A 26,681-nucleotide genomic window follows, 5' to 3' on the forward strand; every position below is an offset into this window, starting at 1 on the left:
GCCACGAGTCGATTTCAGGTGAGCGACCGCGTGAAATAGCGCACGCTCTTGCTGCCGTCATGGATCAATGCCTGGCCGGCGACCGCGAAGCCGAGCGCGGCGTGGAACGCGTCGGAAGCCGGGTTCGGCGGGTCTTCGTTGACCTCGCAGGTCACGAGATCGTGGCCCGAACGAGCGGCATGGTCGAAGAGATCGGCATAGAGCCGGCGGGCATGGCCGCGCCCGCGTGCATGCTCGGCGACAACTACGCGGTCCACATAGACGAAGCGCGGATAACGGGCGCGAAACCACTCGAAATTCGGGCTGTCGTAGCGCGCGTCCTGGTCGAATGCCAACAGAAAGGCGTCGACTTCCCCGATCCGCCGCGCATGGAAGGCCTCGTCCAGAAGCCGCGAGAGTTCGGCGAGTTCGAGCCATGACAATTCCGCCGCATGGGCATTGTTGAGCGCGAGGATCGCCGCCTGCGAGGCGGGTGAAATTTCGGACAGGGCGGTCTCGGGCGGCATTGCGGTTTTCTCCGGCTGCGGCCGCTTTCTATGGGCCGTACGCTCGATTGCCAAGACCTGCGATCTACCGGCGGGTCTTCGGCTTACCGGCGAATCCGGAGATATTGAGCGCTTGTCGCCATTGCGAGTTTCCGGGCTTCGACTTCGCTCGATATCTTGGGAAGGATCGTCGAAGCTGGAGGCGTTCCGGCAAAGTTCATCGCCTTTAGCCGCTCTTTTCCGGCGATCGCGATCAGGATTTGCGGCGATGGTTCCGAGCCGGGAGGTGCGGCCGAGCCGAACCCTAGAGGGACGTCGAAGCGTGCCATGCTCCCCGATCGCTTGAGTCGCGCCTCGAGATTATGGACCAGCCCTTCATGGTCGACGAGCAGCAGGTAAGTTTTTGCACCCGCCGCAGCCACGACCTTGCCTCGCATGGGGTCGGCGGTCGTCAGATCGTGCTTGTCGAGCGACAGGTCCGGCATTTCGCCCGGCGCGTTCGGGAAATTCCGGAGGAAATCGGCAACGGCGCACTGTTCGTCCGAGATCACGCGCAGCCCGACCTCAGGAACGATGCCGAACCGTCGTTCGAACGCCACAAGCATGTCCTGGAATGGTTCGATGCCGCGCCCGTATCCTTCGATGGCGACTTTGCCGGAGGATACGGACATCGCCGCCGCGAAGAAGCAATCGCCGCCCTTGTAGCCTCTAAGCCAGCCGGCGCGCACGATGGGGTCGTCGAGCGCGTCCGTCGGCTGCGAGCGCGCAGTGGCCGCAACTGAGGGGCGCGGGGGTTGAAGAGCTGTGTCTGCCGGTATTGAGCGGGACTGGCCGAATTTAGGCTGGGCAAGGTTCCAGCGAGAGGCGAGGGGGCCGCCCGGCAAGAACAGGTAACCCGCCACCGCGCCCGCAACGAGCAGGACGACGGCCGCAGCAAGGACGGCGGATTTCTTCGAAATCAGAACTTCACCTTGACGCCGAGCTTTCCCGCGAAGGTCTCGCTGTCCGAGGACAATTTCGTCCTTATTTCGGAGCTGACCGTTGTGGTCGGGGTGACCTTCAGATTGAAGCCGGCCGAGAGAGCGGCCGAAAAGTCGGCGTCGTCGAACTCGAACTCCAGGCCTTCGACACTGCCGGTGTTTTCGTAGCCGAGCCGCTGCTGCAGCTCCAGTCGCCCATAGGGGCTTATCGCCATGCCGTTGTCGAGGTTGAAGTCGCCGTAAATTCCCGGCTCGAACTTGATCGCACCGAACGAGACCTTCGACTCGCCAAAACTGTTGCCCTGGCTGTCCTCGAACTCGTCGCCCTCGAAAGACGCCCAGAGCGCGCCGCCGCGGAGATCGAAGCGCAGCGTTTCGGTCAGCATGAAGATGTGACCGACCGTACCGGTCAGCGCATAGCCGACCGTGTCGTATGCGCCGGTCGAGCCGAGCACGTGATTGTCGATCTCCGTCTCGCCGATGAAGGTGGTGGCGGAAACGAGCGCGTAGTCAGTGCCCCTCCTGAAAAGGCCATAGGCGCCGACCATGCCGCTTTCGTTTTCCGCGTCGCCGACATCCTGGAAACCGTTCACCGGATCGAGGGTAACGTCGGATGACGCATAGCCGCCGAACATCCCGACATTCAGGCCGTACCTGTCATCGAAGCCGTAATATTTCGCCACATCGAGCTCCAGGCTGGCTGCCAGCGAAAAATCGTTCGCGCTGAAGGACGGTCCCTGCGCCGACACTGTTCCATCCGAAACGGTGAAACCGTCGTGGTTGACGCGGGCAAGCTGGCCGGAGGCATAGACGCCAAATCCCGGACCTGCATCGGAGCGGCCGGAGCCCTTCGGAAGCTCCATGATGTCTGCTATCGCATCGTCTGAAATCTCGGTGATGGTGTCGGTGACGTTTTCGATCGGCCGGGAATCGATCGCCACCCGCGTGGCCTGCGGTGAAACGAGATCCGAAGGCAATGCCCGCAGATAGATGCCGCCGTCGCTGCCGGTGACCACGTCGTAGGTGAACAGCGAACCTGGGGTCGCGGTGATGCCCTGCACCGTGAAGAGCGCCGAACCGGTTCCGCCGGAATCCACGGTTTCGCCAGTCACAGGCGCGATCGGTATGATGCTGACCCCGCTGAACACCGGCGCGCCGAGCAGGTTCACCAGAACGGCGTTGGCCCCGGACGCCTGGAACAGGCCTGACGCGACCAGCTGGTCGGCCTGGATCGTCTCCTGGTTGATGTCGATCGCCAGGGTGGCCGCATCGAACGTGGCGTCGCCGACATTGAACCGGTCCGTCGGGTCGCCGTTGGTCATGTTGATGGTGGAGTTGGATATCGAGAAGTTGCCAGCTCCCCCTTCGGTCGAAAGCAGGTTGACTTGGCCAGCGACGAAGAGAGTGGAACCGTCGACAAGCGACAACTCGTCTATCGTCTGCGTCGGCCCGGAAAAGCCGATGGCCGAGCCGTCCACGCCCAGGCTGGAAAACCCGTCGAAATTCTGGCTGTCGAAGCTCGCGCCCTCCGCCCGTGCGAGGTCGGTGCCGGTGATCGTGCCGATGGCATCGGTGCCTTGGAACAGCACTCCGTCGCGAAGGTTCAGGCTCGTACCGGCGGCCTCCACCACGAGCGTATTGTTCGAGATGCCAGTTATATCCCCGCCGATCGAGCCGCCGAAAAGCCGCACCGTTTCGCCTTCGACGTTACCGACAATCGAGCCGCCGCTGATAGTCACGATGTCCGTACCGGCTCCTCCCGCGACCGAGCCGTCGATGTTGCCCGACGAGATGTTCACAGTGTCGCCGCCGTCTCCTGCGAGCACGTCGCCGTCGATGGCGCCGCCGCTGATGGTCACGGTATCCGCCCCGGCCTCGCCCGATACCGAGCCGCCGATATCGCCCCCCGAAATGTCAACCGTGTCATCGCCGTCGCCGGCAAACACATCGCTGCCTATCGCGCCGCCGCTGACGTCGATGCTGTCGTCGCCGATGCCGGCGTTGACGAACAGCGTGACCGTTCCGCCACTGACCGAAACGATGTCGTCACCCTCGTCGGCCGTGACATGCTCGCCGATGGTCGCCGTGCCGGATATGCTGATCGTGTCGTTGTCCTCGTTGCCGGCGACGTATGCGGCGACCAGCCCGCCCGAGATCGAGATCGTGTCGTTTCCGGCATTGCCGCTGACGCCGCCCTGCAGCGTGCCGCCGGTCATGGTGAATTGGTCGTCGCCGTCTTCCAGTCCGACGGAGTCTGTGCTGGACCCGGAACCGGTCAGGACGCCGATTTCGGCCGTTCCGGAAACCGTGACGGTATCGTTCCCACCGCCGCCAAATACGGCTCCGGCGATCGAACCTCCAGCGAGCGAAATGGTGTCGTTGCCCGAATCCTCGTCGTCACCGAAGATCGAGCCGCCGATGTCGCCGCCTGTGATATCCACCGTGTCATTGCCGTCGCCGGCAAACACATCGCTGCCTATCGCGCCGCCGCTGATTTCGATGCTGTCGGTGCCGATGCCGGCGTTGACGAACAGGCTGATCGTTCCGCCGCTGACCGAAACGGTGTCGTCGCCCTCGTCGGCCGTGACATGCTCGCCGATGGTGGCCGTGCCGGATATGCTGATCGTGTCGCTGTCCTCGTTGCCTGCGACGTAGGCGGTTACGAGCCCGCCCGAGATCGAGATCGTGTCGTTGCCGGCATTGCCGCTGACGCCGCCGTCCAGCGTGCCGCCTGTCATCGTGAATTCGTCGTCGCCGTCCTCCAGACCGACGGAGTCTGTGCTGGACCCGGAACCGGTCAGGACGCCGATTTCGGCCGTTCCGGAAACCGTGACGGTATCGTTGCCGCCGCCGCCAAATACGGCTCCGGCGATGGAACCTCCGGCGAGCGAAATGGTGTCGTTGCCCGACCCCTCGTCGTCGCCGAAGATCGAGCCGCCGATGTCGCCGCCTGTGATATCCACCGTGTCATTGCCGTCGCCGGCAAAGACATCGCTGCCGATCGTGCCGTTGCTCACATCGATGCTGTCGTCGCCAATGCCGGCATTGACGAACAGGGTGATGGTCCCACCGCTGACCGAAACGACATCGTCGCCTTCGTCCGCCGTGACGTGTTCGCCGATCGTCGCCGTGCCAGAAATGCTGATCGTGTCGTTGTCCTCGTTGCCGGCGACGTAGCCGGTCACAAGACCGCCGGAGATCGAGATCGTGTCGTTTCCGGCATTGCCGCTGACGCCGCCCTGCAGCGTGCCGCCGGTCATGGTGAATTGGTCATCGCCGTCTTCCAGTCCGACGGAGTCTGTGCTGGACCCGGAACCGGTCAGGACGCCGATTTCGGCCGTTCCGGAAACCGTGACGGTATCGTTGCCGCCGCCGCCAAATACGGCTCCGGCGACGGAACCTCCGGTGAGCGAGATGGTGTCGTTCCCCGCCGGACCCTCGTCGTCGCCGAAGATCGAGCCGCCGATGGTTCCGCCTGTGACCTCGACCGTATCGTCGCCGTCTCCGGCAAATATATCGCTGCCGATCGCCCCGCCGCTCACTTCCAGAGTGTCATTGCCGGTCCCGCCGTCGAGGAACAGCGTGACCGTTCCGCCGCTGACCGTAACGTTGTCGTCGCCTTCGCCCGCCGTGACGTGCTCGCCGATTGTCGCGGTGCCGGAAATAGTGATCGTGTCGCTGTCCTCGTTGCCGGCGACGTAGGCGGTTACGAGCCCGCCCGAGATCGAGATCGTGTCGCTTCCCGCATTGCCGCTGACGCCGCCGGCCAACGTACCGCCGGTCATCGTGAAGGTGTCGTCGCCGTCCTCCAAACCGACGGAGTCGGTGCTGGACTCTGAACCGGTCAAGACGCCGATCTGGGCCGTGTCTGAAACCGTGACGGTGTCATTGCCCGCGCCGGCAAATATCGGCCCCATTTCGCCGCCCGAAATGTTCGCCGTATCGTTGCCGTCGCCGAGGAAGATGGCGCCGTCGAACAGTCCACCGCTGATATCGACTGTGTCGTTACCGTTGCCCATGTCGAGCTGGATGATCGGGGGCGGGCCCCCCGGGCCGTCCTCGCCGATGACGTTGCCGCTGGTCATCGTGAAAGTGTCGTCGCCGTCCAGCGTCTCGATCACGAAGGCCGGAAACGGATCGCTCATGTTCTGCTGGATGCGGACGTCGCCGCCCAGGACCGAAACCGTGTCGTCCCCGGCCCCGTCGTAGTCGAAATCAAGCTCGTTTTCCAGGAAGGTCTGGTAGTCGGTGTCTATCACATAGGGGGTGGGCTGATCGCACACCACGTCCACCGAAGTGACGACCGATCCCGACACCTGCGCTGTCGCCTCGCATGCAAGTGCGTCCGAGGGCAGAAAGGCGCCGGCCGCAATGAGGGCCAGGGCCGAAACGGCGCCTGAACGAGGAGTTTTGCAGCCTTTGATCATCTCGCCCCGCCCGCCGCCGATCCGGGACCGGCGGAATTCAGAAGATGTCTGGAAACGCACCTCAAAGAAAAATACACAGGCAGTATAGTTTTAAATCGGTAGGTCAGTATCGGCGTAAATGCAACCTGCCGAACGAAGCATCGAGGAAGAACCGCAGCGATGTGGCCGGAGGGCCACAGGAATCCGTTCCTGCCGAGTGGCGCATAGTGCAACGATAGCCGAAAGGAAATCGGACAGAGTTGTGCCTCGCGGTAGTGGAAGACCGCGCGTTTTAATGCCATTATCATGCCGACAGCTTTGAACATGCCGTTTCCGGCAAATGTTACGGCGTGCGCAGGTTGCCGAAGATCCACATGCATCGAACGGTGCCGAGATGATACGTCCCGACAAACTCTTGGTGTTGCTGTCGTTTCTGGCGTTTTACTTTTTGGGCGTGGCTCCGGCCGCCGCCATCGCCGAAAACGAGGATCAGGCTCGCGAACTCGGACGGCTTGCCATCGTCATCGGCAACTCGAACTACGAGCATGAGCGCTATGACGATCTTCCCAACGCGTCCAACGACGCCGTGAGGATATCGGAGAGCCTGCGGCGACTGAATTTCGAGGTCGCCACCGGTATCGACCTGTCCTCAGACAAGCTCAAGGAAATGCTCGGCAGCTTCGAAGGCAAACTCGATCGCTACAGCGCCGTCCTGATCTTCTACGCCGGCCACGGCGTGCAGATCCAGGGTGAGAACTTCCTCCTACCCTCCGACACGCTGGAACCGAGCAGCGTGGAGAACCTGACGTCCAGGGCAATCAGGCTGAATGAAATCATCGCACGTTTTGCCAGCCGGGACCGGCCGACATTCATATTCCTGGATGCCTGCCGCAACAGCCCGCTCCCCGCCGCGATCGAGGGCGCGGGCAAGGGTCTCGCGCAAGTCGAGGTTGGCGAGAACACCTACATCGCCTTCGCGACCCAGCCGGGCAATGTCACGGTCGACGGCGTCGGTGAAAACAGCCCGTTCACGGAAGCGATGCTCCAGAACATCGAATTTCCGGGCTTGAGCATTTCAGACATGATGATCCGCGTCCGGAACGCTACCGAAGCGCGCACGCTCGGCAATCAGGTTCCCTGGGATCAGTCCAACCTTCGCGAGCAGTTCTACTTCACGGAATTGCAGGTCATCGACCCGCAGGAACTCGGCTCGACCCTGAGCAGGATTCTGGAAAATCCGAGCATGAAGGAAAAGCTGATGGTCCAGTTGGCGTCGGCCGACGGCGACCTGCAAAGCACCGTGCTCCTGCTTGGAAAGCAACTGCCGGACACGGTTCGTTCGACCGAGAATTCCAGCCAACAGAAGCTTTCGGGCACGCAGGTGGCGGGGCTTGCGCCATCGGACGGTCTGGCGGTCGTCGAAAAGGATGTGGCGTCGGCGTTGAGTTCTCTCGTCACTGGCGGGAGCGATGAGGACGATGCGGCCAAGGTCGATATCAGCCGCCGCGTCCAGACCGAACTGGCCAGGGTCGGCTGCTATCGCAAGGCAATCGACGGCGACTGGGGGCCGGGATCCAAAAAGGCGCTTTCCGATTATTTCCAGCGCACGAAGCAGGCCCGGACGTCGCTCGAACCGGATGTGAACTTGCTCAGCGATCTGTTCCTTCGCTCCGGCCGCATCTGCCGGCAGCCGGTGGCCGCGCCGCGCCCGGTCAAGACGGCAACGATGGACCGCGGCGACGCGGCCGCGAAGAAAGCAACGGCCGGGCGCAAGGCGAGGGCGCAAAGGACAAGACCGGCCGCGCCTCCTCCGGACATTGGCGCTGGCATCGGCATCGGCGGCATATTCTAGGCGTAGACTCATAAGCGCGCAGCCACAGCCGGATTGAGGCGAGGAAGTTGGCCGCGAGCTTGTCGTAGCGGGTGGCGACCCGGCGGAAGTGCTTCAGCTTGGAGAAGAAGCGCTCGATCAGATTGCGCTCGCGATAAAGCCGCTTGCTCCCATTTCGACAAGCCTGGTTGACGGAAAAGAATCGATCGATCGTCATTGCCTGCTCTCCGGCGCGTAATGGAGGATGACAACACCTGACTTGAGCGTCCTCGTCTCCAGATGCTTCAGGGGTATCCGGTTGGGGCCGCCCTTGAAGAGCGGCGTGCCTCTCCCGAGAATGACGGGGTTGATCCCGAGGTGATACTCGTCGATCAGGCCGTGCTCCATCAGGGTCGCCGTGAGGTCGGCGCTGCCGAACACGAAGATGTCTCCGCCGTCCCTGGTCTTCAGCTTAGAGACTTCTTCCGCGACATTTCCGTTGAAGAGCTTCGTGTTGTTCCAGTCGGCGCTTTTCAGCGTGCGCGAGAAGACCACCTTCTCGATCTTGTTCATGAAGTCCGCGATCCAGCCTTTCTCGGACGGCCAATAGGCTGCCATGAGCTCGTAGGTCACGCGGCCGAAGATCAGCGTGTCGGCCTTTTCCTGGGTCTCACGAATGTAATTCTCGAGTTCTTCTTCGAAGACGAACCAGCTGATGTCCCTGTCCGGACCTTCGAAGAAGCCGTCGACGCTCACCATGTCCCAGATGATCAGTTTTCTCATAGAACCCTCCTCTTCGTATCCCTTTGTGAATTCTCGGCTATCCCGCGAAGCGGAAGCGGATCTTGGTGATCTGCCCGCTTCCGAGACCTCGGTCTTCTCCAGCCTGACCGGCTCCGTGCCCTTCTGACTGAAGAGGCGGATGCCGTCGCCGATGAGGACGGGCGCGACATGGATGAGGACCTCGTCCACAACCCCTAATTCGGGCCGACGGGAAGTCGCAGCATTTCAGCGGGATGCGACGAAGCGTTCCAGTTTGCCCAGGGTTTGCAGTCCCAGTTCCACTGCGCCGAAGCCCTTCGCCTCCTGGAACTCGGCAGCCGTGCTGAATACCATTCCCAGCTTTACCTTCGTTGCCCCGTCCTGATCCTCGAATGAGGCCCAGGCGTCGGCGTGTTTCGGCCCGTTTTCGCCCCAATGCAGCGTATAGCCGATCCTCTCCTCGGGCCGGACCTCGTTATAGAGATGGTGGTTCGGGAAGACCGTGCCGTCGGGTGCGATCATGTCGAATACCCATTCGCCGCCCGCGCGCAGATCGATCCTCTTCGTTCGACAGGAGAAGCCGTCCGGCCCCCACCATTGCGGCAGCGTTTCAGGGTTCATCCACGCGCCCCACACGATGGACCGCGGCGCCTGAATCACCCGCTGCAGCACCATGGTCCGTTCAGCCGCGCCCGCGAGGTTGTCCAGGCCGGCGCCGAAGCCTGCCCGGTAGCCTGCCTCCATGTCCTCCCCCAGCGAGGAAAGCTGCACCGTCACGACCAACCGGCTGCGCCCGTCCGCACCTTCGAAATCGGCTGTCACCAGCGCTGCTGATTGCGTCACGCCTTCGGACGAGATCACCTCGTAGTTCACGCTGCACACCGCTGGCTGCAGCGCAAGCCAGCCGTTCTCGCAGCGGATGTCAGGCTGGCCTTCTACCTTGCAGAGTGAGACCTCGCGTCCACCCACCCTGGTGTCGGTTTCCAGGAACTCCACGGTGACCGAGGGCGATGGCGCAGCCCAGATCGCCCGCGCGACCGGGGCCGTCCATGCCTCCCACAGTACGGCCAATGGCGCGGCCACGTCCCGTTCGAAGTTGAGCGTCGCAAAGCGGCCCTTCCTATCGTCAGGCACCGCACGGGTCGCACTGTTTGTAGCCAGGTTCTGAGTCATTCTTCGCGTTCCTTCATCACATTCATCACAAATGCGTCCAACCGGTCGAGCCGGGTCTCCCAGATGGCCCGCTGTTCATCGAGCCATGTCCGCACCGGATCCAGAGCCTCGGGTACGATGGCGCAGGTGCGTATCCGCCCGTCCTTGGACGTGGTTATCAATCCCGCTTCCTCCAGCACGGAAAGGTGCCGCATCACCGTGGGCAATCTCAGTCCCGTGGGGCCAGCCAATTCCGTCACTCGCGCAGGTGTTTCGGCGAGCCGGGTCAGGATCGACCGGCGGGTCGGATCAGCGAGCGCGTGGAAGAGCTGCGAGAGATCAAGATCATGCTTAGCCATATCGCTAACTATCGCGCGTTCTGCGGTGGCGCAAGCGAAAACTTCGTCAAGTAGCTAAGTTTTCCCGCCTAAGCGCCGCTCAATTCAAACTCCCTCTTGAGCCCACGCTCTGTTATTGTTATGTTTCATAACTATAGGGAGGAGCACATGGACGCTGGACAGGGTCTGGACTTTCGTCCCGTTCGCATGGGCAGGATGCGTGCCGAGGCCGAATGGAGACCGGACGGCTCCGTTTACGTCCGCGCCCTGGACCCTCTCGGCGCGTTCCCGCGCTGCATGACCGACCGGCTCGAGGAATGGGCCCAAAGAACGCCGGATGCGGTGTTCGTCGCCGACCGTGGCGAGGACGGCGCCTGGCGCACAATCACCTATGCCGAGGCCAACCGGGCCATCCGCAACCTCGCCCAGGCGATGCTCGATGCCAGGCTTTCCGCGGACCACCCGCTTCTGATCCTTTCCGGCAATGAGATCGAGCACGCGCTTATCGGCTATGCCGCGATGCTCGTTGGCATCCCGCACGCGCCGATCTCGCCCGCCTATTCGCTGATTTCGAAGGACCACGCCAAGCTCAGGCATATTGTGGGCCTCCTCAAGCCGGGCATGGTCTATGTGAACGACGGCGCGAAATTCGCCTCCGCAATAGACGCGGCGATCGATCCCGCAACTCCGCTGGTTGTTCGCAAGAACCCGCCCGCCGGCCGCGCGACCCGGTCCTTCGACGATCTCGCCGCGACCGTTCCCACCGACGCGGTCGCGGCCGCCAATGCGGCGGTCGGCCCGGACACTATCGCCAAGTTTCTTTTCACCTCCGGCTCGACCGGAATGCCGAAGGCGGTGATCACCACCCAGCGCATGCTGACCTGCAATCAGGAGATGATACGCACGGCGCTCGCCTTTCTCGCCGACGAACCGCCGGTGATGGTCGACTGGATGCCGTGGAATCATGTTGCCGGCGGCAGCCACAATCTCGGCATCGCGCTGTACAATGGCGGCAGTTTCTACATCGATGACGGCATGGCGACGCCTGAAGGCATCAAACGCACCATCCGCAATCTGGCCGACATTTCTCCGACGCTCTATTTCAACGTGCCGAAAGGCTATGAACTCCTCGTCGAGCCTCTCACCGCCGACGCCGCGCTGCGCGACAACTTTTTCCGGCGCCTCAAGCTGATTCAGTATGCCGGGGCCAGCCTCTCGCAGCATGTCTGGGACGCGCTCGATCGTGCGGCCTGCGCGGCCACCGGCGAGCGCATCATGATCATCACCGGCTACGGCTCGACCGAGACGGCGCCCTTCGCCTTCACCACCACGTGGGCGGTCGATCGCGCCGGGCTGGTCGGGCTGCCGGCCGCCGGGCTGGAGGTCAAGCTCGTGCCGAACGGCGAAAAACTGGAATTGCGCCTGCGCGGCCCGAACGTCACGCCGGGCTACTGGAAACAACCGGACAAGACCGCCGAGTCCTTCGACGACGAAGGTTACTACAGGATCGGCGACGCGCTGAAATTCGCCGATCCGAACGACATTGGGCGCGGCTTCGTCTTCGACGGGCGCGTCACCGAAGATTTCAAGCTCTCGACAGGAACCTGGGTCAATGTGAGCGCCGTCCGGCTGGCGGCGATCTCCGCCTGCGCGCCGCTCGTTCGCGACATCGTGCTGACCGGGCTCGACCGAAACCATATTGGCGCGCTGATCTTTCCCGATCTGGACGCCTGCCGGAGCGTGGCCGGCCCGGGGTGCGGTGCCGACGCCGAGGCGGTCGTGGCGCATCCGGCAGTCCGCGCCGCCTTCCAGGCGAGACTCGACGCGCTGGCGTCGAAGGCGACAGGCAGCGCCAGCCGCGTCGCGCGTGCGATCCTGCTGACCGTGCCGCCGTCGATCGATGCCGGCGAGATCACCGACAAGGGCTCGATCAACCAGAGAGCGGTGATGGTGGCGCGTGCCGGGCTGGTCGAGGACCTCTACGCCGAACCTGTACCCAACCACGTCATGACCTTCGAACGAAAGGCCGTTAAGTGACCGCCAGGGAAAAGGGCCTGAGGGCCACCTTTGACGATGCCTATCTGATAGACGGCGTCCGCACCCCCTTCGTCGACTATCGCGGGGCGCTTTCGGCCATTTCGCCGATCGATCTCGGCATCAAGGCCGCTCGCGCAGCGATCGCCAAGGCGGGCGTCAGTCCCGCGGACATCGGCACCACCATCGCCGGCTCCATGGCGCAGGCCTCGTTCGATGCCTACCTCACGCCGCGGCACATCGGGCTTTACGCCGGCGTGCCGACAGAACGCCCAGCGCATCTCGTCCAGCGCATCTGCGGCACCGGGCTGGAGGTGTTGGTGCAGGCGGCCGACGCCGTCTCGCTCGGCCGTGTCGACATCGCGCTGGGCGTGGGGACGGAGTCGATGAGCCGCAACCCGATCGCCGCTTATACGCACCGCAATGGCTTCGCCATGGGCGCGGTCGAGTTCAAGGATTTTCTCTGGGAGGCGCTCTTCGACCCGGCCGCCTGCGTCAACATGGGCGATACGGCAGAGAACCTTGCCAAACAGTACGGCATCACCCGCGAGGAGGTGGACCGCTTCGCCGCCCGCAGCTTCGAACGCGCAATCGCATCACGCGACGCCGGGTTCTTCGCCGACGAGATCGTTCCGGTCATATCCGAGAGCTTCGAGGTGGAGGGGCTGCAGGCGCGCGGCGTCAGGCTCCCAAGGGGCGTCGAAACGGTCGACGCCGACAGTCACGTCCGCCCGTCGCCTTACGATGTGCTCGCCAGGCTCCGCCCCGCCTTCGGCGGCGTGCAGACGGGCGGCAATTCCTCGGCCATCGTCGATGGCGCGGCCGCGGTGCTGGTCGGCTCTTCGGACTGCGTGAGATCCGTGGACAAGGCGCCGCTCGCCCGCCTTCTTGCCGGCGTCTCGATCGGCGTGCCGCCGCATATCATGGGCATCGGTCCCGCACCGGCCATTCGCGCCGTGCTGGATACGGCCGGCCTGACACTGGACCAGATCGACCGCATCGAGATCAACGAGGCGTTCGGCGCGCAAGTTCTCGCGTGCGTGCGCGAACTCGGGCTCGACGAGGCAAAGCTCAACATCAATGGCGGCGCCATCGCCATTGGCCACCCGCTGGGCGCTACCGGCGTTCGGCTGGCCCTGACGCTGGCTCGCGAGTTGAAACGCTCAAAACTCCGCTACGGCGTCGCCTCGGCCTGCATCGGCGGCGGGCAGGGCATCGCGCTGCTGATCGAAAATCCGGCGGCCTGAGCAACACGTCCGCGCCGGGCCAGAATATATAGAGGAGAACGCGGCCATGCTGGTCAACACGCATGAGGTCGAGATCGAATTCGGCGACTGCGATCCGGCAGGCATCGTGTTTTATCCGAACTATTTCCGCATGTTCGATGCCGCGACCGCCCGCCTTTTCGAAGCGGCACTCGGGATGAAGAAGATCGCCTGGACCAGGCGTTTCGGGATTGTCGGCATCCCGATGGTCGACACCGGCGCCAAGTTCGTCAAGCCGGCGCGCTTCGGCGATGTGGTGAGGATTGAGAGCGCCGTCGCGGCGTTCAGGCGCTCGAGCTTCGACGTCGAGCACAGGCTCTATAACGGTGGTGAACTCGCCGTCGAAGGCCGCGAAACCCGCGTCTGGGTCGGCAAGGACGAGACCGACCCGCATAGGCTCAAATCGCAGGCGATCCCCGACGAGGTGATCGCGGCGTTCTCGCTAGTCGGCAACCAGCATGTCGAGTAGCGCCATCAACTGGTCCCGCGCTTTCTGCCCGCCGAGCTTCGCCACGCATTCGGCCTCGAAATCGGCTTGCGCCGCATTGGCTTTGGCGACGAATTCTTCTCCGGACGGCGTCAGGAACAGCGCGTTGGAGCGGCGGTCTCCCGCCGGTTGGCGGCGTTCGGTCAGGCCGCGTTTTTCGAGCTCGTTGATCAGCGCGACGAAATTGGCTCGCTTGATCCCCAACGCTTCGGCGATCTCGGTCTGTTTGCTGCCCGGATTGGCCGCGATCAGCGCAAGCACCGAATATTCGGCCGGCCGCAGATCGAATTCCGAAAAACGCGTGATGAATTGCTGGAAAACGCGGAGCTGCGCCCGGCGCAGGCGATAGCCGATGATGTCGTTCACGGAACTGGGGTCGAAGCGCTGCCGCCGTAGTTTCGCGGGCTTCACCGGGTTGGGATTGTCCATGGTCGTTCTTTGCCGTTGCCGCCGATGCACATGCGCTTTGCGCAGCCATACTATAGCGTCCATAATTGTTATATGATAGAACATTCCGCGAATTGACGGAGCATCGAAATGCCGACGCCGGCTGACACGGAAGGACGCGCAGCGAGCATGGTGGACGCGGTTCTTGAGGTGCGGCGCGACGGCCCGCTGGCTTACCTGACCCTCAATCGGCCGGCCAAGCGCAACGCCGTCAACGACGCCTTGATCGAAGCGCTGCGCAGGTTTTTTTCCGATGTGCCGGATGGCGTCAGGGCGGTGGTGCTCTCCGGAAACGGCGGGCACTTCTGTTCCGGACTTGATCTGAGCGAGCAGGTCGAGCGCGCGCCGCACGAGGTGATGCGGCATTCCCGCAACTGGCATGCGGTGATGGGATTGATCCAGTTTAGCGGCGTCCCGGTAATAGCTTCCATGAACGGGGCGGTTATGGGTGGCGGGCTGGAGATCGCCTCGGCCTGCCACGTTCGCGTTGCCGAGGAGAGCACATTGTTCCGCATGCCCGAAGGCCAGCGGGGGATTTTCGTGGGCGGCGGCGCCACGGTTCGTGTGGGCGCCATCATAGGGGCGGACAGGCTGACGGAGATGATGCTGACAGGCCGGACCTATTCGGCCGAAGAGGGCTACCGGCTCGGCCTCGCGCACTATCTCGCGCCGGCCGGGGAAGGCTTGGCGAAAGCCGTCGACCTCGCTTTGCAGGTGGCGCAGAACTCCAGCGCGGTCAACTATCTGATCATTCAGTCGATCGCCAGGATCTCCAACATGTCGGCCGAGGACGGTCTCTATGCCGAAAGCCTGGCAGCTGCGCTGAGCCAGACCGGACCCGACGCCGAGGAGGGGCTGAAGGCCTTTCTCGAAAAGCGCAAGCCTAGATCTCGCATAGCGTGCCGATTGATATCCCTGGGGTTATGTAAGCCGCGGAACATTTCATTTTACGCGCCGGGGAGAAGAGACGACCATCGAGCCTTGGGAGGGGACTGCGAGCATGGACGAAACCAAACTGGGCCGGGGGGTGTACGGGCTTGCCAGATATGTCGCCATTGCAGGCGGCGTGGTGTTAACCGCGATCGTCATCATCACCGTGCTGAGCGTTATCGGCCGCGCGTTCATCTGGGTCGGGCTCGGCAGCATTAGAGGCGACTATGAACTCGTGGAGGCCGGTGTCGGCTTCGCCATCTTTGCGTTCTTGCCCTGGACGCACCTGACCCGCGGCCATGCGGTTGTTTCCGTCTTCACCGACTTCCTCAGCGCGCGCGCCAACGCCTGGATCATGGTCGTGTCCGATGCCCTGATGCTGGCGATCGCAGCCTTCATCGCCTGGCGGCATTGGCTCGGCACCGTCGACAAATTCAATTACGGCGAGACGACGCTGCTTCTGCGGATGCCGCTCTGGTGGGCCTATGCCGCGGGGCTGGTCGGCGCGGCTGCTTTCGTGATCGTCGCCGCCTACGTCCTGGTGCGCAGCGTCCGCGAGGCGCTATCGGACAATCCTCCCCATCCGACCCAGGGGATGGTCCATTGACCAACATCGAACTCGGTTTCTGGTCGTTCCCTGTCATTCTCGCGCTTATCTTCCTGCGCATCCCCATCGGGGTGGCCATGCTGGCCGTCGGCATCGGCGGTTCTTGGCTCGTCACCGGTTCCCTCAACCCCGTGATGGCCCAGTTCAAGAATCTCACGCACGGCACTTTCTCCAGTTATTCGCTCTCGGTCGTTCCGCTGTTCCTCCTGATGGGCCAGTTCGCCTCGCTCGGCGGCATGTCGGCTGCGCTGTTCAAGGCGGCGGCCACGTGGCTCGGCCATCGCAAGGGCGGCGTCGCCATGGCGGCGGTCGGCGCCTGCGCAGGGTTCGGCGCAATCTGCGGCTCGTCGCTCGCGACGGCCGCGACAATGGGGCAGGTCACGCTGCCCGAACTCAGGAAATACGGCTATTCCGGCGCGCTGGCGACAGGCACGCTGGCCGCCGGCGGCACGCTCGGCATTCTCATTCCGCCGTCGGTCATTCTCGTCATCTATGCGATCCTGACCGAGCAGAATATCGCCAAACTCTTCGTCGCCGCGTTTGTGCCGGGCATCCTCGCGGCCATCGGCTACATGATCGCCATAGCCATCTACGTGCGCGTAAACCCCGGCTCGGCAGGCCATCGTGAGCGGACACCCTACCGTGAGCGCTTCGAAGCGCTGGCCGGCGTGTGGCCGGTCATGATCGTCTTCATCGCTGTCATCGGCGGAATTTACACCGGCGTGTTCACCCCCACCGAGGCGGCCGCAATCGGCGCCGCCGGCACCGGCATCATCTCGCTTCTCAACCGCGGGCTGACGCGCGAAAACTTCATCGAGGCCATCCTTTCGACAGCTTCGTCCACGGCCATGATCTTCCTGATCGTTCTGGGCGCCGGAGCGCTGAACGGGTTCCTTGCCATGTCGCAATTGCCCCAGTTCGCCGCCGATTTCGTCACCGCTCAAGGGTACAATCCCTGGATCGTCCTCGTGGCGATCCTGATCCTCTACCTTATCCTGGGCTGTGTGATGGACTCGCTTTCGATGATCCTCCTGACCGTGCCGATCATCTTCCCGATGGTCACGGCGCTCGATTTCGGCCTGCCGCCCGAGGAATTCGCCATCTGGTTCGGCATCCTCATCCTCATCGTCGTGGAGGTGGGCCTGATCACGCCGCCCGTGGGCATGAATCTTTTCGTCATAAATTCGATGGCGAAGGGCATTTCGCTCGGCCAGACCTACAAGGGCGTTCTTCCGTTTGTTGCAACCGACCTCGTCCGCACGGCGATACTGACGGCGTTTCCGATCATCAGCCTGTTTCTCGTCCGCCTGCTCTATTAGAAAGAGGTATGTTAGGCGCGGCGCAACAGAACAAGACTCCACCAAACGGAGCATTCCTCGAGTTCAACCGGGCAAAGCACGGGAAGCGTGCAAGAAAGGGAGAGAAATTATGAACAAGCTAGGCATGATGCTCGGCAGCGCGCTTGCTGCCGTGGTTTTCTCGGGCGCAGCGCTCGCACAGGATGTGACGCTGCGCGTCCACCAGATGCTGCCGGCGCAGGCGACCATTCCCGCCAAGGCGATTACCCCCTGGGCCAAGGCCGTCGAAGAACAGTCGGGCGGCCGGCTCAAATTCGAGCTCTACCCCGCCATGCAGCTCGGCGGCACGCCGCCGTCGCTGTTCGACCAGGCGAAGGACGGCGTCGTCGACGTCATCTGGACGGTTCTGGGCTATACGCCTGGACGTTTCCCGAAGTCCGAAGTCTTCGAATTGCCCTTCCTCGTCACCACCGGCGAGGCCAGCTCGGTCGCGTTCCAGAAATATGTCCAGGAAAACGCCATGGACGAGTTTGCCGGCGTGCATCTGATCGCCGTGCACACCCATGGCCCCGGCCTGTTCCACACCGCTACCCCGGTCACCAAACTTGAAGATCTGAAGGGCATGAAGATCCGCGGCGGTTCGCGCGTCATATCCGACATGCTGGCGCGTCTCGGGGCCGAGCCCGTCGGCATGCCGGTGCCGCAGGTCACCGAAGCCCTCTCCAAGGGCGTCATCAACGGCACGACCATTCCCTGGGAGGTGACCCCCGCCCTGAAAGTCGCCGAACTGGTCAAGAACCACACCGGCTTTTCGGGCGATAACGGGCTCTACACCCAGACATTCGCGATCGTCATGAACCAGGGCGCCTACGACGCGCTGCCCGATGACCTCAAGGCTGTCATCGACGCCAATTCAGGCGTTGAAGTCGCCCGCGCCTTCGGCAAGGCGATGGACGAAGGCGACGTGCGCGGCCTCAAGATCGCGACCGATCTTGGCAACAATGTCGTCACCCTGGACGAGGCTGAAACGGAGCGCTGGAAAGCCGCTGCGCAGCCCACCATCGACCAGTGGTTCACCGACATGCAGGCTGCCGGGGTCGACGGCAAGGCTCTCTACGAGAAAGCCAAGGCGCTGATCGCGGCCGAATCGGGGATGTAGCACCGCTTGTAAAACCTATGACGATCGGGGGTGCTCCGGCGTCCCCGATCGCCCGCAGGCCGAGCCGTTCGGGCACATTTAGAACCATCCGGAGGAGATCGTCATGGCTGAAACCACCGTCACTGCAACGCCCAGGCCGCCATTTCGCGCGGACATAGTCGGAAGTTTCCTGCGGCCAGATTCCGTCAAGAAGGCCCGCAAGGCTCATTTCGACGACAAAACCATTTCCGCGGAGGAGCTGAAGGAAGTCGAGGACAAGGCCATCATCGACGTGATCCGGATGCAGGAGCAGGCCGGCCTCAAGGCGGTGACCGACGGCGAGTTCCGCCGCGCCTGGTGGCACTTCGATTTCATGGGCATGCTGGATGGGCTCGACATCATCCAGCGCGAAGGCGGCGGCATTCAGTTCCACGGCACGGCCACCAAGGCGGATGTTCCCGTGATCAACGGCCGGCTCGGCTTTCCCGATGACCATCCGATGCTGGAGCATTTCAAGTTCGTGAAGGCGCACACCAACGTCACCCCGAAGATTTCGATCCCGGGGCCGAGCGCCGTCCATTTCCGCATTGCCGACGACGACATCCATGTCGCCGAATACAAGCACGATTCCGACACCTACTTTGCCGATATCACCGCGACCTACAGGAAGGCGGTGCAGGCGTTCTACGACGCCGGCTGCCGCTATCTCCAGATGGACGACATCTTCTTCGCCTATCTTTGCGACCCCAAGATCCGCGCGGAACGCAAGGCGCGGGGCGAGGATCCGGACTGGCTGATCGGCCGGTATGCCAGGATGATGCACGACGCCATCGCCGACCGGCCAGCCGACATGGTCATCGGCATGCATATGTGCCGCGGCAACTTCAAATCCACCTGGGTCGCCGAGGGTGCCTACGATCCGGCAGCGGACGCCGTGTTCAACCAGACCGGCGTCGATATCTATTTCATGGAGTACGATTCGGAGCGGGCAGGAGGCCTGGAGCCGCTGCGGCTGCTGCCGAAAGGCAAGAAGCGGGTCATGCCGGGCTTCATCACAACCAAGACAGCAGAACTCGAGGATTTGGACGATCTGAAGCGCAGGTTCGAGGCGGCGTCCAGGTACGCGGACATCGACCAGCTCGGAATAGCCCCGCAATGCGGCTTCGCGTCGACCGAGGAAGGCAACGCCATCACCGAAGACGACCAGAGGCGCAAACTCGACCTCGTGGTGAGAACCGCGGAGGCGGTCTGGGGCGGAGTTTGACGGAGTAAGGATTTTTGCGTGCGCGGCGGGCGGTCGGTAGGGCTTGGACGCCGGGTTCTCGTCAGGTGCTTTCGTCCGGTTGCGGCGAAGCTCAGGCCGGCCGCGCGAGGTAGGTCGACTTTTCGCTTGTCGGGGAGATGCTGCCGATCAGCCGTTCATACTCGGCTTCCGGCACGCCATAGCCGCCGTCAGCCAGGTCTATCAGTCCTTGGCGCTCCCGGATGACGATTTCGCCGCGCATGGCCCGGATGAACCCCTTGCCTTCCAGTATCTGGATAGCCACGGTGACTCCTGGTCGCCGGACGCCGAGCATGATCGACAGGAACTCGTGCGTGAGCTTGATTTTGCCGCCGACGCGGTCGTCGCACATCAACAGCCACCGGGCCAGGCGCTGTTCCAGAGTCATCCGGACGTTCACGATAGCGGTGTAGCTGGCCTGAACCATGAGGCATTCGACATAGCGCAGAAGAAACAGCCGCAGCGTGGGACTTTGCTCAAGCGCGTCCCGGAAAGGGTCTGACGGAATGCGCATCGCTTCGCCGGCCACCTGGACGAAGCAATCGTGCGCAGTCAGATTGTCGCCCAGGACCGCCGCCGTTCCCGTCATGCCTTCGTAGCCGAGCACGCCCACTTCGGTGTCGCGGCCATTCCCGATCCTGGCTACAATTGAGCCGATACCTTCCTCGATGAAATACACGAACTTTATCGGCGTGCCATGCTCTTCGAGGCGGTCGCGTATCCCAAGCTTGACGCGCTCCAGATGGGGCGACAGCAAGGCGGAATCCTGCCGATCGAGGCGGTTGAGAAGCCTGTTCTTGTATTGGGGTTTTGTGGAATGCAACACTGGCTCTCCCCCTTTTTGTTGGGGCAAGAGCTCCCGTCTCCCAGCCGTTCGCGCCCGTGTAATGTGCGAACGATCCATGAACATTAGACCTTTCGGCCGCACCTGGCAAGCAGAGGCGCATATCGGTAGTGTCTCAGATCGAATTTCTGCTATGGCTGGGAAGTAAATCGCCCGCGATGTCACCAACTGCCGAAAGTGTGAGGGCGCAATGGGCTGATGGGCCTCTCGCTCATCGGGCCTCTTGTCTCGAAGGAGGAGCGCTAGGATGAGCACCGACCGCGACACCGTGCAGTCCTATGATACGGTAGCGGCGGAGTACGCTGCCGAGGCCGCGGCGATGCCCGAATGGGTTGCGACAGAGATCGATGCGTTCGTGACCGAGCTGGGTGGCTCGGGCAGGGTGCTGGAGATCGGAAGCGGTGGCGGGCGAGATGCACTTGAGCTTGAGAAGCGGGGGATTAGCGTGCGGCGCACCGACATTTCGAAGGGTTTCGTCGAACTGCTTCGCGAGAGTGGCTTCGAGGCCGACCTGTTGGACCCACTGACCGAAGACCTGGCCGACCCGCAGCGTCCCGGCACGCCTTACGACGGGATCTGGGCCTGTGCCTGCCTGATACACGTCGCGCGCGACGATTTCGGCACGGTGCTTGGACGGCTTGCCGAGGCGACCCGGACCGGTGGCCGCCTGCACGCTTCGGTTAGAGAGGGCGATGGCGACGATGTGTCCACACACGGCAGCGCTGCAGCGCCTCGGCACTACGTCGAAACGTACTGGCGCGAGTCTGCCCTTCGGTCTGCACTCACAGACGCCGGCTGGATCGTCAGCGAGGTACGTCGGTGCATCGGAAAGCCCGATGATCGGTGGCTGAGCGTTCGGGCGAGTCGGGCATGACGCACACAGAGTTCGAGGCCCGGATGGAGGCGGTGTGCACGTCCGCATGTGGCACCAAGCGAGGGTAGATCGAATTTCCGGTTCGGGTCGAGAGCCGAAATTCAACTGAGACACCACCCGCATATCGGAGTCCAGCCTTCCAGCACGGCCACCGGGCGCCGGCATGGATATGGCCGGCCACCACTGGATGATAGAGTGCGCCGCCGATGGCGGATGCTCGACCTTAATGCTCGCCGTGGAGGTTAAGCTTCGATAACATCATCTTGGAACACAGCGTGGCGCCGTTAGAGTGCGGGCTATTTGATGTCTACCAACGGACAACAACTTCAGACTGGCGCGCTTTCGGGAGAACGCAGGCAGGTAACCGCGCTTTTTTACGACATTGTTGGATCCACAGCGTTGCTGCAACAACTCGGTCCCGAAGAGTTTGGCACACTGCAGCGGAGGCTTCACAACGAGGCTGCCGTCTTGATAAGCGGCAACAACGGTTACCTGGAGCGTGTTCAGGGCGATGGCGGCTGCGCTTACTTCGGATTCCCGGAGTCAAGCGAGGATGCTGCCGAATGTGCGGTTACGTCGGCGCTCGAGATGGTCGCGCGATGTCAGCGGATGGCGCAAGAACTTGGAACGGGCCTGAAGGTCAGGGTGGGCGTTGCCACTGGCCTCGTCGTGGTCGCCGATCGCTCGAATACAACGCTTCCTGGCAGCGGCGCCGAGGTTATTGGAATTGCCCCAACGCTCGCCGCTCGCATCCAGTCCGAGGCAGAACCGAACAGCGTCGCAGTGGCGGAAGCCACGTATCGCCTGACCAGCGGCGCATTCGAGTTTGAGGAGATCGGTGTGAGGGAGCTGAAGGGCTTCGGCGAGCCGGTTCGGCTGTGGCGGCCGATGGCCCGCCGGCAGCAATCGGATCGCTTCACGACATATCGTCGCGTCTCGGCTCCTTTGGTCGGACGGGACGACGAGCTCGAGTTGTGTCGACGCCGCTGGACCCGAGCCACAAGCGGCAACGGGCAACTCGTTTTTCTGCGAGGCGACCCGGGAATCGGGAAATCGCGATTGGTCACGGAATTTCGCCGCAACCTCGCTGGAGAAGGTGCGGACATCCTCGTGTTTCAATGTCAGCCCCGCGGCAATACGGACCCGTTGCATCCGTTTCTGGAGCCGATCAGGCAGGCCGCCGCCAAGGCGGCCAATGACGTCGAGCCGGATCGGGAGGCCGTCATTCGCTTTCTGGAATCGCTCGGAGTTGGCGAGCTGAACGCTGAGATCGTCGCATTCCTGCTGGCCGGAAAAGCGCAAGGATTGCCAGGCGAATCCTGGCAAGTCGACCTCTCGGACGAGGAAATTCGAGCGCGCGCGGTCGAGGCCGTGCTGGCCGTGGTGACTTCTTCATCAGCATCAGGACCCGTCCTCATGGTGATTGAGGATCTGCACTGGGCTGACACGCTCACAACGGCGTTGGTCGCACGCCTGCCTGAGTGGATCGAATCGAGACCGGTTCTTGCCATCGCGACGTCGCGCGATCCCATCGACCTCGAATACCTTGGCGATCCGAACGTGCTGGCCATGGCATTGTCCGGCCTGACCGCTCAAGCGACATCGGAGTTGCTCGCCCGAATCTGGGAGGTTGCGCCTCCTGATGGGCTTGCCGCGTTTGTCTACGAGAAGAGCGACGGTGTTCCGCTCTTTGCCGAACAGCTCGCGCTGCTGCTCAGGGAGCGCGCAACCGGAAGCGTTCAGGATCGCCCGGGATGGGAAGGTCTGCTTCGCGAAGGCCACGTCATCAACCTGCAGGACCTTATCGCGGCCCGCCTTGCAGGCTTGGGGCAATTGAGGCGCGTGGCGCAGATCGCCAGCGTTCTCGGGCGGGAGTTCGGACGGAAGCTTCTGGTCGCCCTGCTGGAGCCTGAGCCGCTTCCCGTTCCTCTGGACGAGGTGATCGAGAGGCTTGTCCAGGCCGGAATCCTGCGCCGCATTTCCGCAGGCGCGACGATTCGATTTCGTCACGTCCTCATTCAGGAGGCGGCGTACGACAGTCTCCTCAAATCCGAACGGCGGGAGATCCACGGACGCATCGTCCGCCTCGTCCAGACGGGGTCAGTTTCGTCTCTACCCGACGAAACCATGGCTTGGCACTTCGATCAGGCTGGCCAGCCGCTCGAAGCAGCGCGCCACGCAATTCGGGCGGCGGAGGCTTGCGGTGTCCGTTCGGCCATGCACGAGGCGGATCGCCTGCTGGATTTCGCCGAGAAGCAACTCGCTCAGGCTGACGAGAGTGGCGACGCGAACGATCTGCTGCTTCGCCTCCTCACAATCCGCGGACCGGTTGCTGCGGCGCTTTTCGGGAGAGGGGGTGAGCAAGCGCGCTCGATCTATGAACGGGGGGTGTCGCTGTGCGCCGAACGGGTGGATCAGGATCGGGCAAAATGGTTCCCGCTTTATTGGGGTTGGTGGTTCACCGCTCCCGATTACGAGACGCAGCGCGCAAGGTCCGACATCCTTGTGCGCGACCTTGAAGGCTCGGCCGATCCGGAGGTCCGGCTCCAGTCGCTCCATTGCGCATGGGCGACGAACGAAGATGCCGGGCTGCACGCGCACTGCCTGAAATGCGTCGAGGACGGACTCAAGCTTTACGACGAGAGCCGCGCGCGATTTAGCCGCGGTCGCTACGGCGGCCACGACGCGAAGGTCTGCGGCTTGGGCGAACGTGCCTTCTCTCTCTGGTTCATGGGCGACGACGCCGGTTCGTCGGAAAGCATCGATGCGGCAAAGCAGTGGGCCGAGCACATCAACCATCTGAACAGCGTGCTTCATGCGCTGGAGTTCGAGATCGAGCTGAAACGCTATCGGAATGATTATGCAGGCGTGATCGCGGTGGCCGACAGGATTTCTGAACTCGCGCAGGCCATGCCGGGCGTGCTCACCAAGGCGGCGCTCTTTCGCGCCTGGGCCCATGGCCTGAACGGGAACGCGGCAGCCGGCTTGTCGCAATTCGAAGCCGGGCTGGCGCGCCAGCGCGAGATAGCCACCTACGAGGGGGCGCCCATCTATGAAGGTATGCGCGCGGAGCTGTTCGTTCGCGCCGGACGCAACGATGAGGCCCTGTCGATCCTGGACGGCGCAATCGCGGCCTCGACCCGCAGCGGCCAGGTGTTCTGGCTGGCGGAGCTGCTTCGCCAGCGGGCCCTTCTTCGCCATGCCCGCCATGAGTCGGAAGAGGCAATCGCTATGGATCTTCGCCGCGCGCTCGAGGTCGGCGCCGACCAGCACGCCGTGGCGCTTGTTTCCCGTGTCCGCCAGGAACTGGAGCGGCTCGGACTTCAAGCCCAGGCCCCCGACGCATGAACGGGACGCATGCAGCAACTGCAGCTGAACTGGGCATACAACTCGACCGTGAACTTTCCGCTTGCCGCGATTTCCGGGGCCGGGAGCCTCAAGCCACCGAAGAACTCGTCCGGGCGCTTTTTTCGGCGCGGCGGCGTTTCGGGATAACGCGGATCGGGTCGCTGACCCGGCTCGATCGCGCCGGCGTCGCGGTCGCCCAGGCGGTGCGGCCGCTGTCCCTTTCCAACGCCGTCTCCCAGGGCAAGGGTGTAAACGTCATAGAGGCGGCGGCATCGGCCCTGATGGAAACGCTCGAATGCTGGGCGGCGGAACGAATTGCACCGGAGCGCATCAAGGTCGCAAGCGCGCGCGACCTGGGGGATGAGATACGCAATCTCTATGCCGGCTGCCGCGTGCACGGCTTCGACGCTGGTTGGGATCAACTGCGACTCGGCTGGACGGACGGCTACGACCTCCTCACGGCGCGGGTGCTGCCCGTTCCCGTCGCCCTGGTCGATACGATCTACACGCTTCCCTCGCCGCACCCCATAGCGTTTCCACGCTCGACAAGGGGACTCGCTGCCGGCCCCACAATGCTTGCCGCCATCATTCATGCGGCGCTCGAAGTGCTGGAACGGGCAAGCGTCGCGGGGGCGCGGCGATATCCGCGCTCCTATCCGGAGCTTCGGATCGATCCGGCTCGCGTCGGCGGCCCGCTTTCGTCGAGGATTTTGGCCAGCCTCGAGGCCGCGGATCTGGCCGCGGGCATCTGGCTGGTCCCGGGCGATCACCATCTGCCCGTCTTCCGCTGCCAGGTCATGGAGACGGAAGCCCATCGGGAAATCGCGCCGATGCCGGGTGAGGGGTTTGCCTGCGATTTCACTTATGACGGCGCTTTGGCAAGAGCCCTCATGGAGGCTGCACAGGCGCGGGTCACCGCGCTAGCGGGGGCTCGCGAGGACATTACCCGCGCGGCCTACCCCGAGAGTTACGACCGAAAGGATCTGGATGCGCGCCGGCATGCCTTCCTGTCGCAAAGCGGAACCGTCGCGCTTCCTGTCGATCGCGACGGACCAGCCTCGGGGGACGCCGCACTGAAAACCGTCCTCGATGCGCTCAAGGGTGCCGGCGGGCAGGCGGTTCTGGTCGTGCCGCTCTACAGTGGCGAAGATCCGAACCTGGAAATTGTCCGCCTCGTAGTCCCGCCGCTCCGGGATCTCATCGGAGAATAAGCGATGCCAAGGGAGGTGGTCGTTTTCCTCGGACCTACGCTATCGCATACTGAAGCTTCCGGGTTTCTCGATGCCACCTATCTGCCACCCGCCGAGCAGGGCTCGGTCGTGCGTGCGGTTCGGACATATCTGCCGCGGGCGATCGTCCTGATCGACGGCTCGTTCGGAAAGGTGCCAGCGGTGCGTCACAAGGAGATCCTCTGGGCGCTTGCGAAAGGCATCCGCGTATTCGGGGCCGCAAGCATGGGCGCGCTCCGGGCGGCCGAGCTGGCGGCCTTCGGGATGCGAGGCCACGGATACATCTATCGGTGGTACGCGCTGACGCCGCTCGCGGACGACGACGAGGTTGCGGTGGCGATGTGTCCTCCGGAGCTCGGCGCAGCGCCGCTGAGCGATGCGCTCATCAACATCCGCCTCACCCTGCGCCGCGCGCTGCGCGTCGGAATTGTGACGGCCGAGGAGAGGCGAACGCTCGAAGGCCTGGCGCGCGACACGCACTTCGTCGATCGCAGCTATACCCGCCTGCTGGCCGATGCGCGATCCACCCTGACTCATAAATCGGAACCTGCTCTGGACCGCCTGGCACACTGGCTCCCGTCGGGCGCGCTTGACCGCAAGCGTGGAGACGCGATCGAACTGTTGAGGACACTGGCGCGCTGCCCGCACTTTATTGGTAAAGGCCAGGACAATGCACCCTTCCGACTGACGGAAGCTTGGGCCTACGACCTCGACGCGGCAGGACTTTGGGATGACGATATTACTTCAATTCTTGCGAACAACCGCAAAATGACTTAAGAAAGACTTCGTGCCATCCCTGTAACGGGGGAGGTTGGGGGCCCCAGCATGGATGCTACCGGGCAATGGCAGTCTGGCGCGCGGACCGAGGTTTCGCGCCTTGGAACCCGCTTTCTCGTTTTCCCTCAACCCCCTTTTATCCCGGGCTATGAGCGGCCGGAGACGATTTGGATCTCCACCCCGCCCAA

Annotated in this window: 21 protein-coding genes and 1 pseudogene; 13 read left to right on the forward strand and 9 right to left on the reverse strand. The window is 63.2% G+C overall.

The window, feature by feature from the left end:
- Positions 1-14: 14 nt before the first annotated feature.
- The 3 genes from ACG873_RS07890 to ACG873_RS07900 all read right to left on the reverse strand — a co-directional run bounded on the left by ACG873_RS07890 (position 15) and on the right by ACG873_RS07900 (position 5,892).
- A complete protein-coding gene (locus tag ACG873_RS07890) occupies positions 15-506 on the reverse strand; it encodes a GNAT family N-acetyltransferase (protein ID WP_394891218.1) in 492 nt (163 codons plus the stop codon).
- A gap of 83 nt (positions 507-589) precedes the next feature.
- Positions 590-1,213: a hypothetical protein gene (locus ACG873_RS07895; protein WP_394891219.1), complete on the reverse strand. Its 624-nt coding sequence runs from the start codon at positions 1,211-1,213 to the stop codon at positions 590-592.
- 230 nt (positions 1,214-1,443) lie between these two features.
- Complete coding sequence (locus ACG873_RS07900; RefSeq protein ID WP_394891220.1) at positions 1,444-5,892, reverse strand: hypothetical protein; 4,449 nt, start codon at positions 5,890-5,892, stop codon at positions 1,444-1,446.
- Positions 5,893-6,265: 373 nt separating this feature from the next.
- Between ACG873_RS07900 and ACG873_RS07905 the strand changes: the two genes are divergently transcribed.
- Complete coding sequence (locus ACG873_RS07905; RefSeq protein ID WP_394891221.1) at positions 6,266-7,723, forward strand: caspase family protein; 1,458 nt, start codon at positions 6,266-6,268, stop codon at positions 7,721-7,723.
- A 16-nt stretch (positions 7,724-7,739) separates the two neighbouring features.
- On the opposite strand, the pseudogene ACG873_RS07910 reads toward ACG873_RS07905, so the two are convergent.
- The 4 genes and pseudogenes from ACG873_RS07910 to ACG873_RS07925 form a co-directional block, all read right to left on the reverse strand.
- Positions 7,740-7,862: pseudogene (locus tag ACG873_RS07910) on the reverse strand (IS5/IS1182 family transposase); the annotation flags it as partial.
- A 53-nt stretch (positions 7,863-7,915) separates the two neighbouring features.
- Positions 7,916-8,464, reverse strand: a complete 549-nt coding sequence (locus tag ACG873_RS07915; protein ID WP_394891222.1) for a dihydrofolate reductase family protein — start codon at positions 8,462-8,464, stop codon at positions 7,916-7,918.
- A gap of 225 nt (positions 8,465-8,689) precedes the next feature.
- Entirely contained in the window at positions 8,690-9,616 is a 927-nt protein-coding gene (locus tag ACG873_RS07920) for an SRPBCC family protein (RefSeq protein ID WP_394891223.1), read from the reverse strand.
- Entirely contained in the window at positions 9,613-9,954 is a 342-nt protein-coding gene (locus ACG873_RS07925) for an ArsR/SmtB family transcription factor (protein ID WP_394891224.1), read from the reverse strand. The genes ACG873_RS07920 and ACG873_RS07925 overlap by 4 nt, the downstream gene beginning before the upstream one ends.
- A gap of 147 nt (positions 9,955-10,101) precedes the next feature.
- Between ACG873_RS07925 and ACG873_RS07930 the strand changes: the two genes are divergently transcribed.
- From ACG873_RS07930 to ACG873_RS07940, 3 genes are read left to right on the forward strand one after another with little or no spacing between them, the layout of a single operon-like run.
- Positions 10,102-11,970: a feruloyl-CoA synthase gene (locus ACG873_RS07930; RefSeq protein WP_394891225.1), complete on the forward strand. Its 1,869-nt coding sequence runs from the start codon at positions 10,102-10,104 to the stop codon at positions 11,968-11,970.
- Positions 11,967-13,214 (forward strand): thiolase family protein, encoded by a 1,248-nt coding sequence (locus ACG873_RS07935; RefSeq protein ID WP_394891226.1) that lies wholly within the window; start codon positions 11,967-11,969, stop codon positions 13,212-13,214. The genes ACG873_RS07930 and ACG873_RS07935 overlap by 4 nt, the downstream gene beginning before the upstream one ends.
- 46 nt (positions 13,215-13,260) lie before the next feature.
- Complete coding sequence (locus tag ACG873_RS07940; protein WP_394891227.1) at positions 13,261-13,701, forward strand: acyl-CoA thioesterase; 441 nt, start codon at positions 13,261-13,263, stop codon at positions 13,699-13,701.
- Here ACG873_RS07940 and ACG873_RS07945 read toward each other — a convergent pair.
- Complete coding sequence (locus tag ACG873_RS07945) at positions 13,675-14,148, reverse strand: MarR family winged helix-turn-helix transcriptional regulator (RefSeq protein ID WP_394891228.1); 474 nt, start codon at positions 14,146-14,148, stop codon at positions 13,675-13,677. The genes ACG873_RS07940 and ACG873_RS07945 overlap by 27 nt on opposite strands.
- Before the next feature lie 168 nt (positions 14,149-14,316).
- On the opposite strand from ACG873_RS07945, the gene ACG873_RS07950 reads away from it, so the two are divergent.
- From ACG873_RS07950 to ACG873_RS07970, 5 genes are all read left to right on the forward strand, one after another.
- A complete protein-coding gene (locus ACG873_RS07950) occupies positions 14,317-15,315 on the forward strand; it encodes a crotonase/enoyl-CoA hydratase family protein (protein WP_394891229.1) in 999 nt (332 codons plus the stop codon).
- Entirely contained in the window at positions 15,236-15,703 is a 468-nt protein-coding gene (locus ACG873_RS07955; RefSeq protein WP_394891230.1) for a TRAP transporter small permease, read from the forward strand. Before ACG873_RS07950 ends, ACG873_RS07955 begins: the two co-directional genes overlap by 80 nt.
- Positions 15,700-17,022 (forward strand): TRAP transporter large permease, encoded by a 1,323-nt coding sequence (locus ACG873_RS07960; RefSeq protein WP_394891231.1) that lies wholly within the window; start codon positions 15,700-15,702, stop codon positions 17,020-17,022. Before ACG873_RS07955 ends, ACG873_RS07960 begins: the two co-directional genes overlap by 4 nt.
- A gap of 109 nt (positions 17,023-17,131) precedes the next feature.
- A complete protein-coding gene (locus ACG873_RS07965; protein ID WP_394891232.1) occupies positions 17,132-18,160 on the forward strand; it encodes a TRAP transporter substrate-binding protein in 1,029 nt (342 codons plus the stop codon).
- 103 nt (positions 18,161-18,263) lie between these two features.
- On the forward strand, positions 18,264-19,403 hold the full coding sequence (locus ACG873_RS07970; protein ID WP_394891233.1) for a 5-methyltetrahydropteroyltriglutamate--homocysteine S-methyltransferase: 1,140 nt from the start codon (positions 18,264-18,266) through the stop codon (positions 19,401-19,403).
- 91 nt (positions 19,404-19,494) lie between these two features.
- Here the strand turns inward: ACG873_RS07970 and ACG873_RS07975 are convergent, their stop codons facing one another.
- Complete coding sequence (locus ACG873_RS07975; protein WP_394891234.1) at positions 19,495-20,247, reverse strand: Crp/Fnr family transcriptional regulator; 753 nt, start codon at positions 20,245-20,247, stop codon at positions 19,495-19,497.
- Between the two features lie 265 nt (positions 20,248-20,512).
- On the opposite strand from ACG873_RS07975, the gene ACG873_RS07980 reads away from it, so the two are divergent.
- From ACG873_RS07980 to ACG873_RS07995, 4 genes are all read left to right on the forward strand, one after another.
- Entirely contained in the window at positions 20,513-21,139 is a 627-nt protein-coding gene (locus ACG873_RS07980) for a class I SAM-dependent methyltransferase (protein ID WP_394891235.1), read from the forward strand.
- Between the two features lie 303 nt (positions 21,140-21,442).
- The gene (locus tag ACG873_RS07985) at positions 21,443-24,487 is read left to right on the forward strand and encodes an ATP-binding protein (RefSeq protein ID WP_394891236.1); all 3,045 of its coding nucleotides are present in this window, start codon (positions 21,443-21,445) and stop codon (positions 24,485-24,487) included.
- Positions 24,484-25,698 carry a YcaO-like family protein gene (locus ACG873_RS07990; RefSeq protein WP_394891237.1) on the forward strand — a complete coding sequence of 405 codons (1,215 nt, stop codon included), beginning with the start codon at positions 24,484-24,486 and terminating at the stop codon, positions 25,696-25,698. Before ACG873_RS07985 ends, ACG873_RS07990 begins: the two co-directional genes overlap by 4 nt.
- A gap of 3 nt (positions 25,699-25,701) precedes the next feature.
- Positions 25,702-26,493: a TfuA-like protein gene (locus tag ACG873_RS07995; RefSeq protein ID WP_394891238.1), complete on the forward strand. Its 792-nt coding sequence runs from the start codon at positions 25,702-25,704 to the stop codon at positions 26,491-26,493.
- Positions 26,494-26,681: the final 188 nt, after the last annotated feature.

The organism is Allomesorhizobium aridi, assembly GCF_043769475.1.
Classification (GTDB): domain Bacteria; phylum Pseudomonadota; class Alphaproteobacteria; order Rhizobiales; family Rhizobiaceae; genus Allomesorhizobium.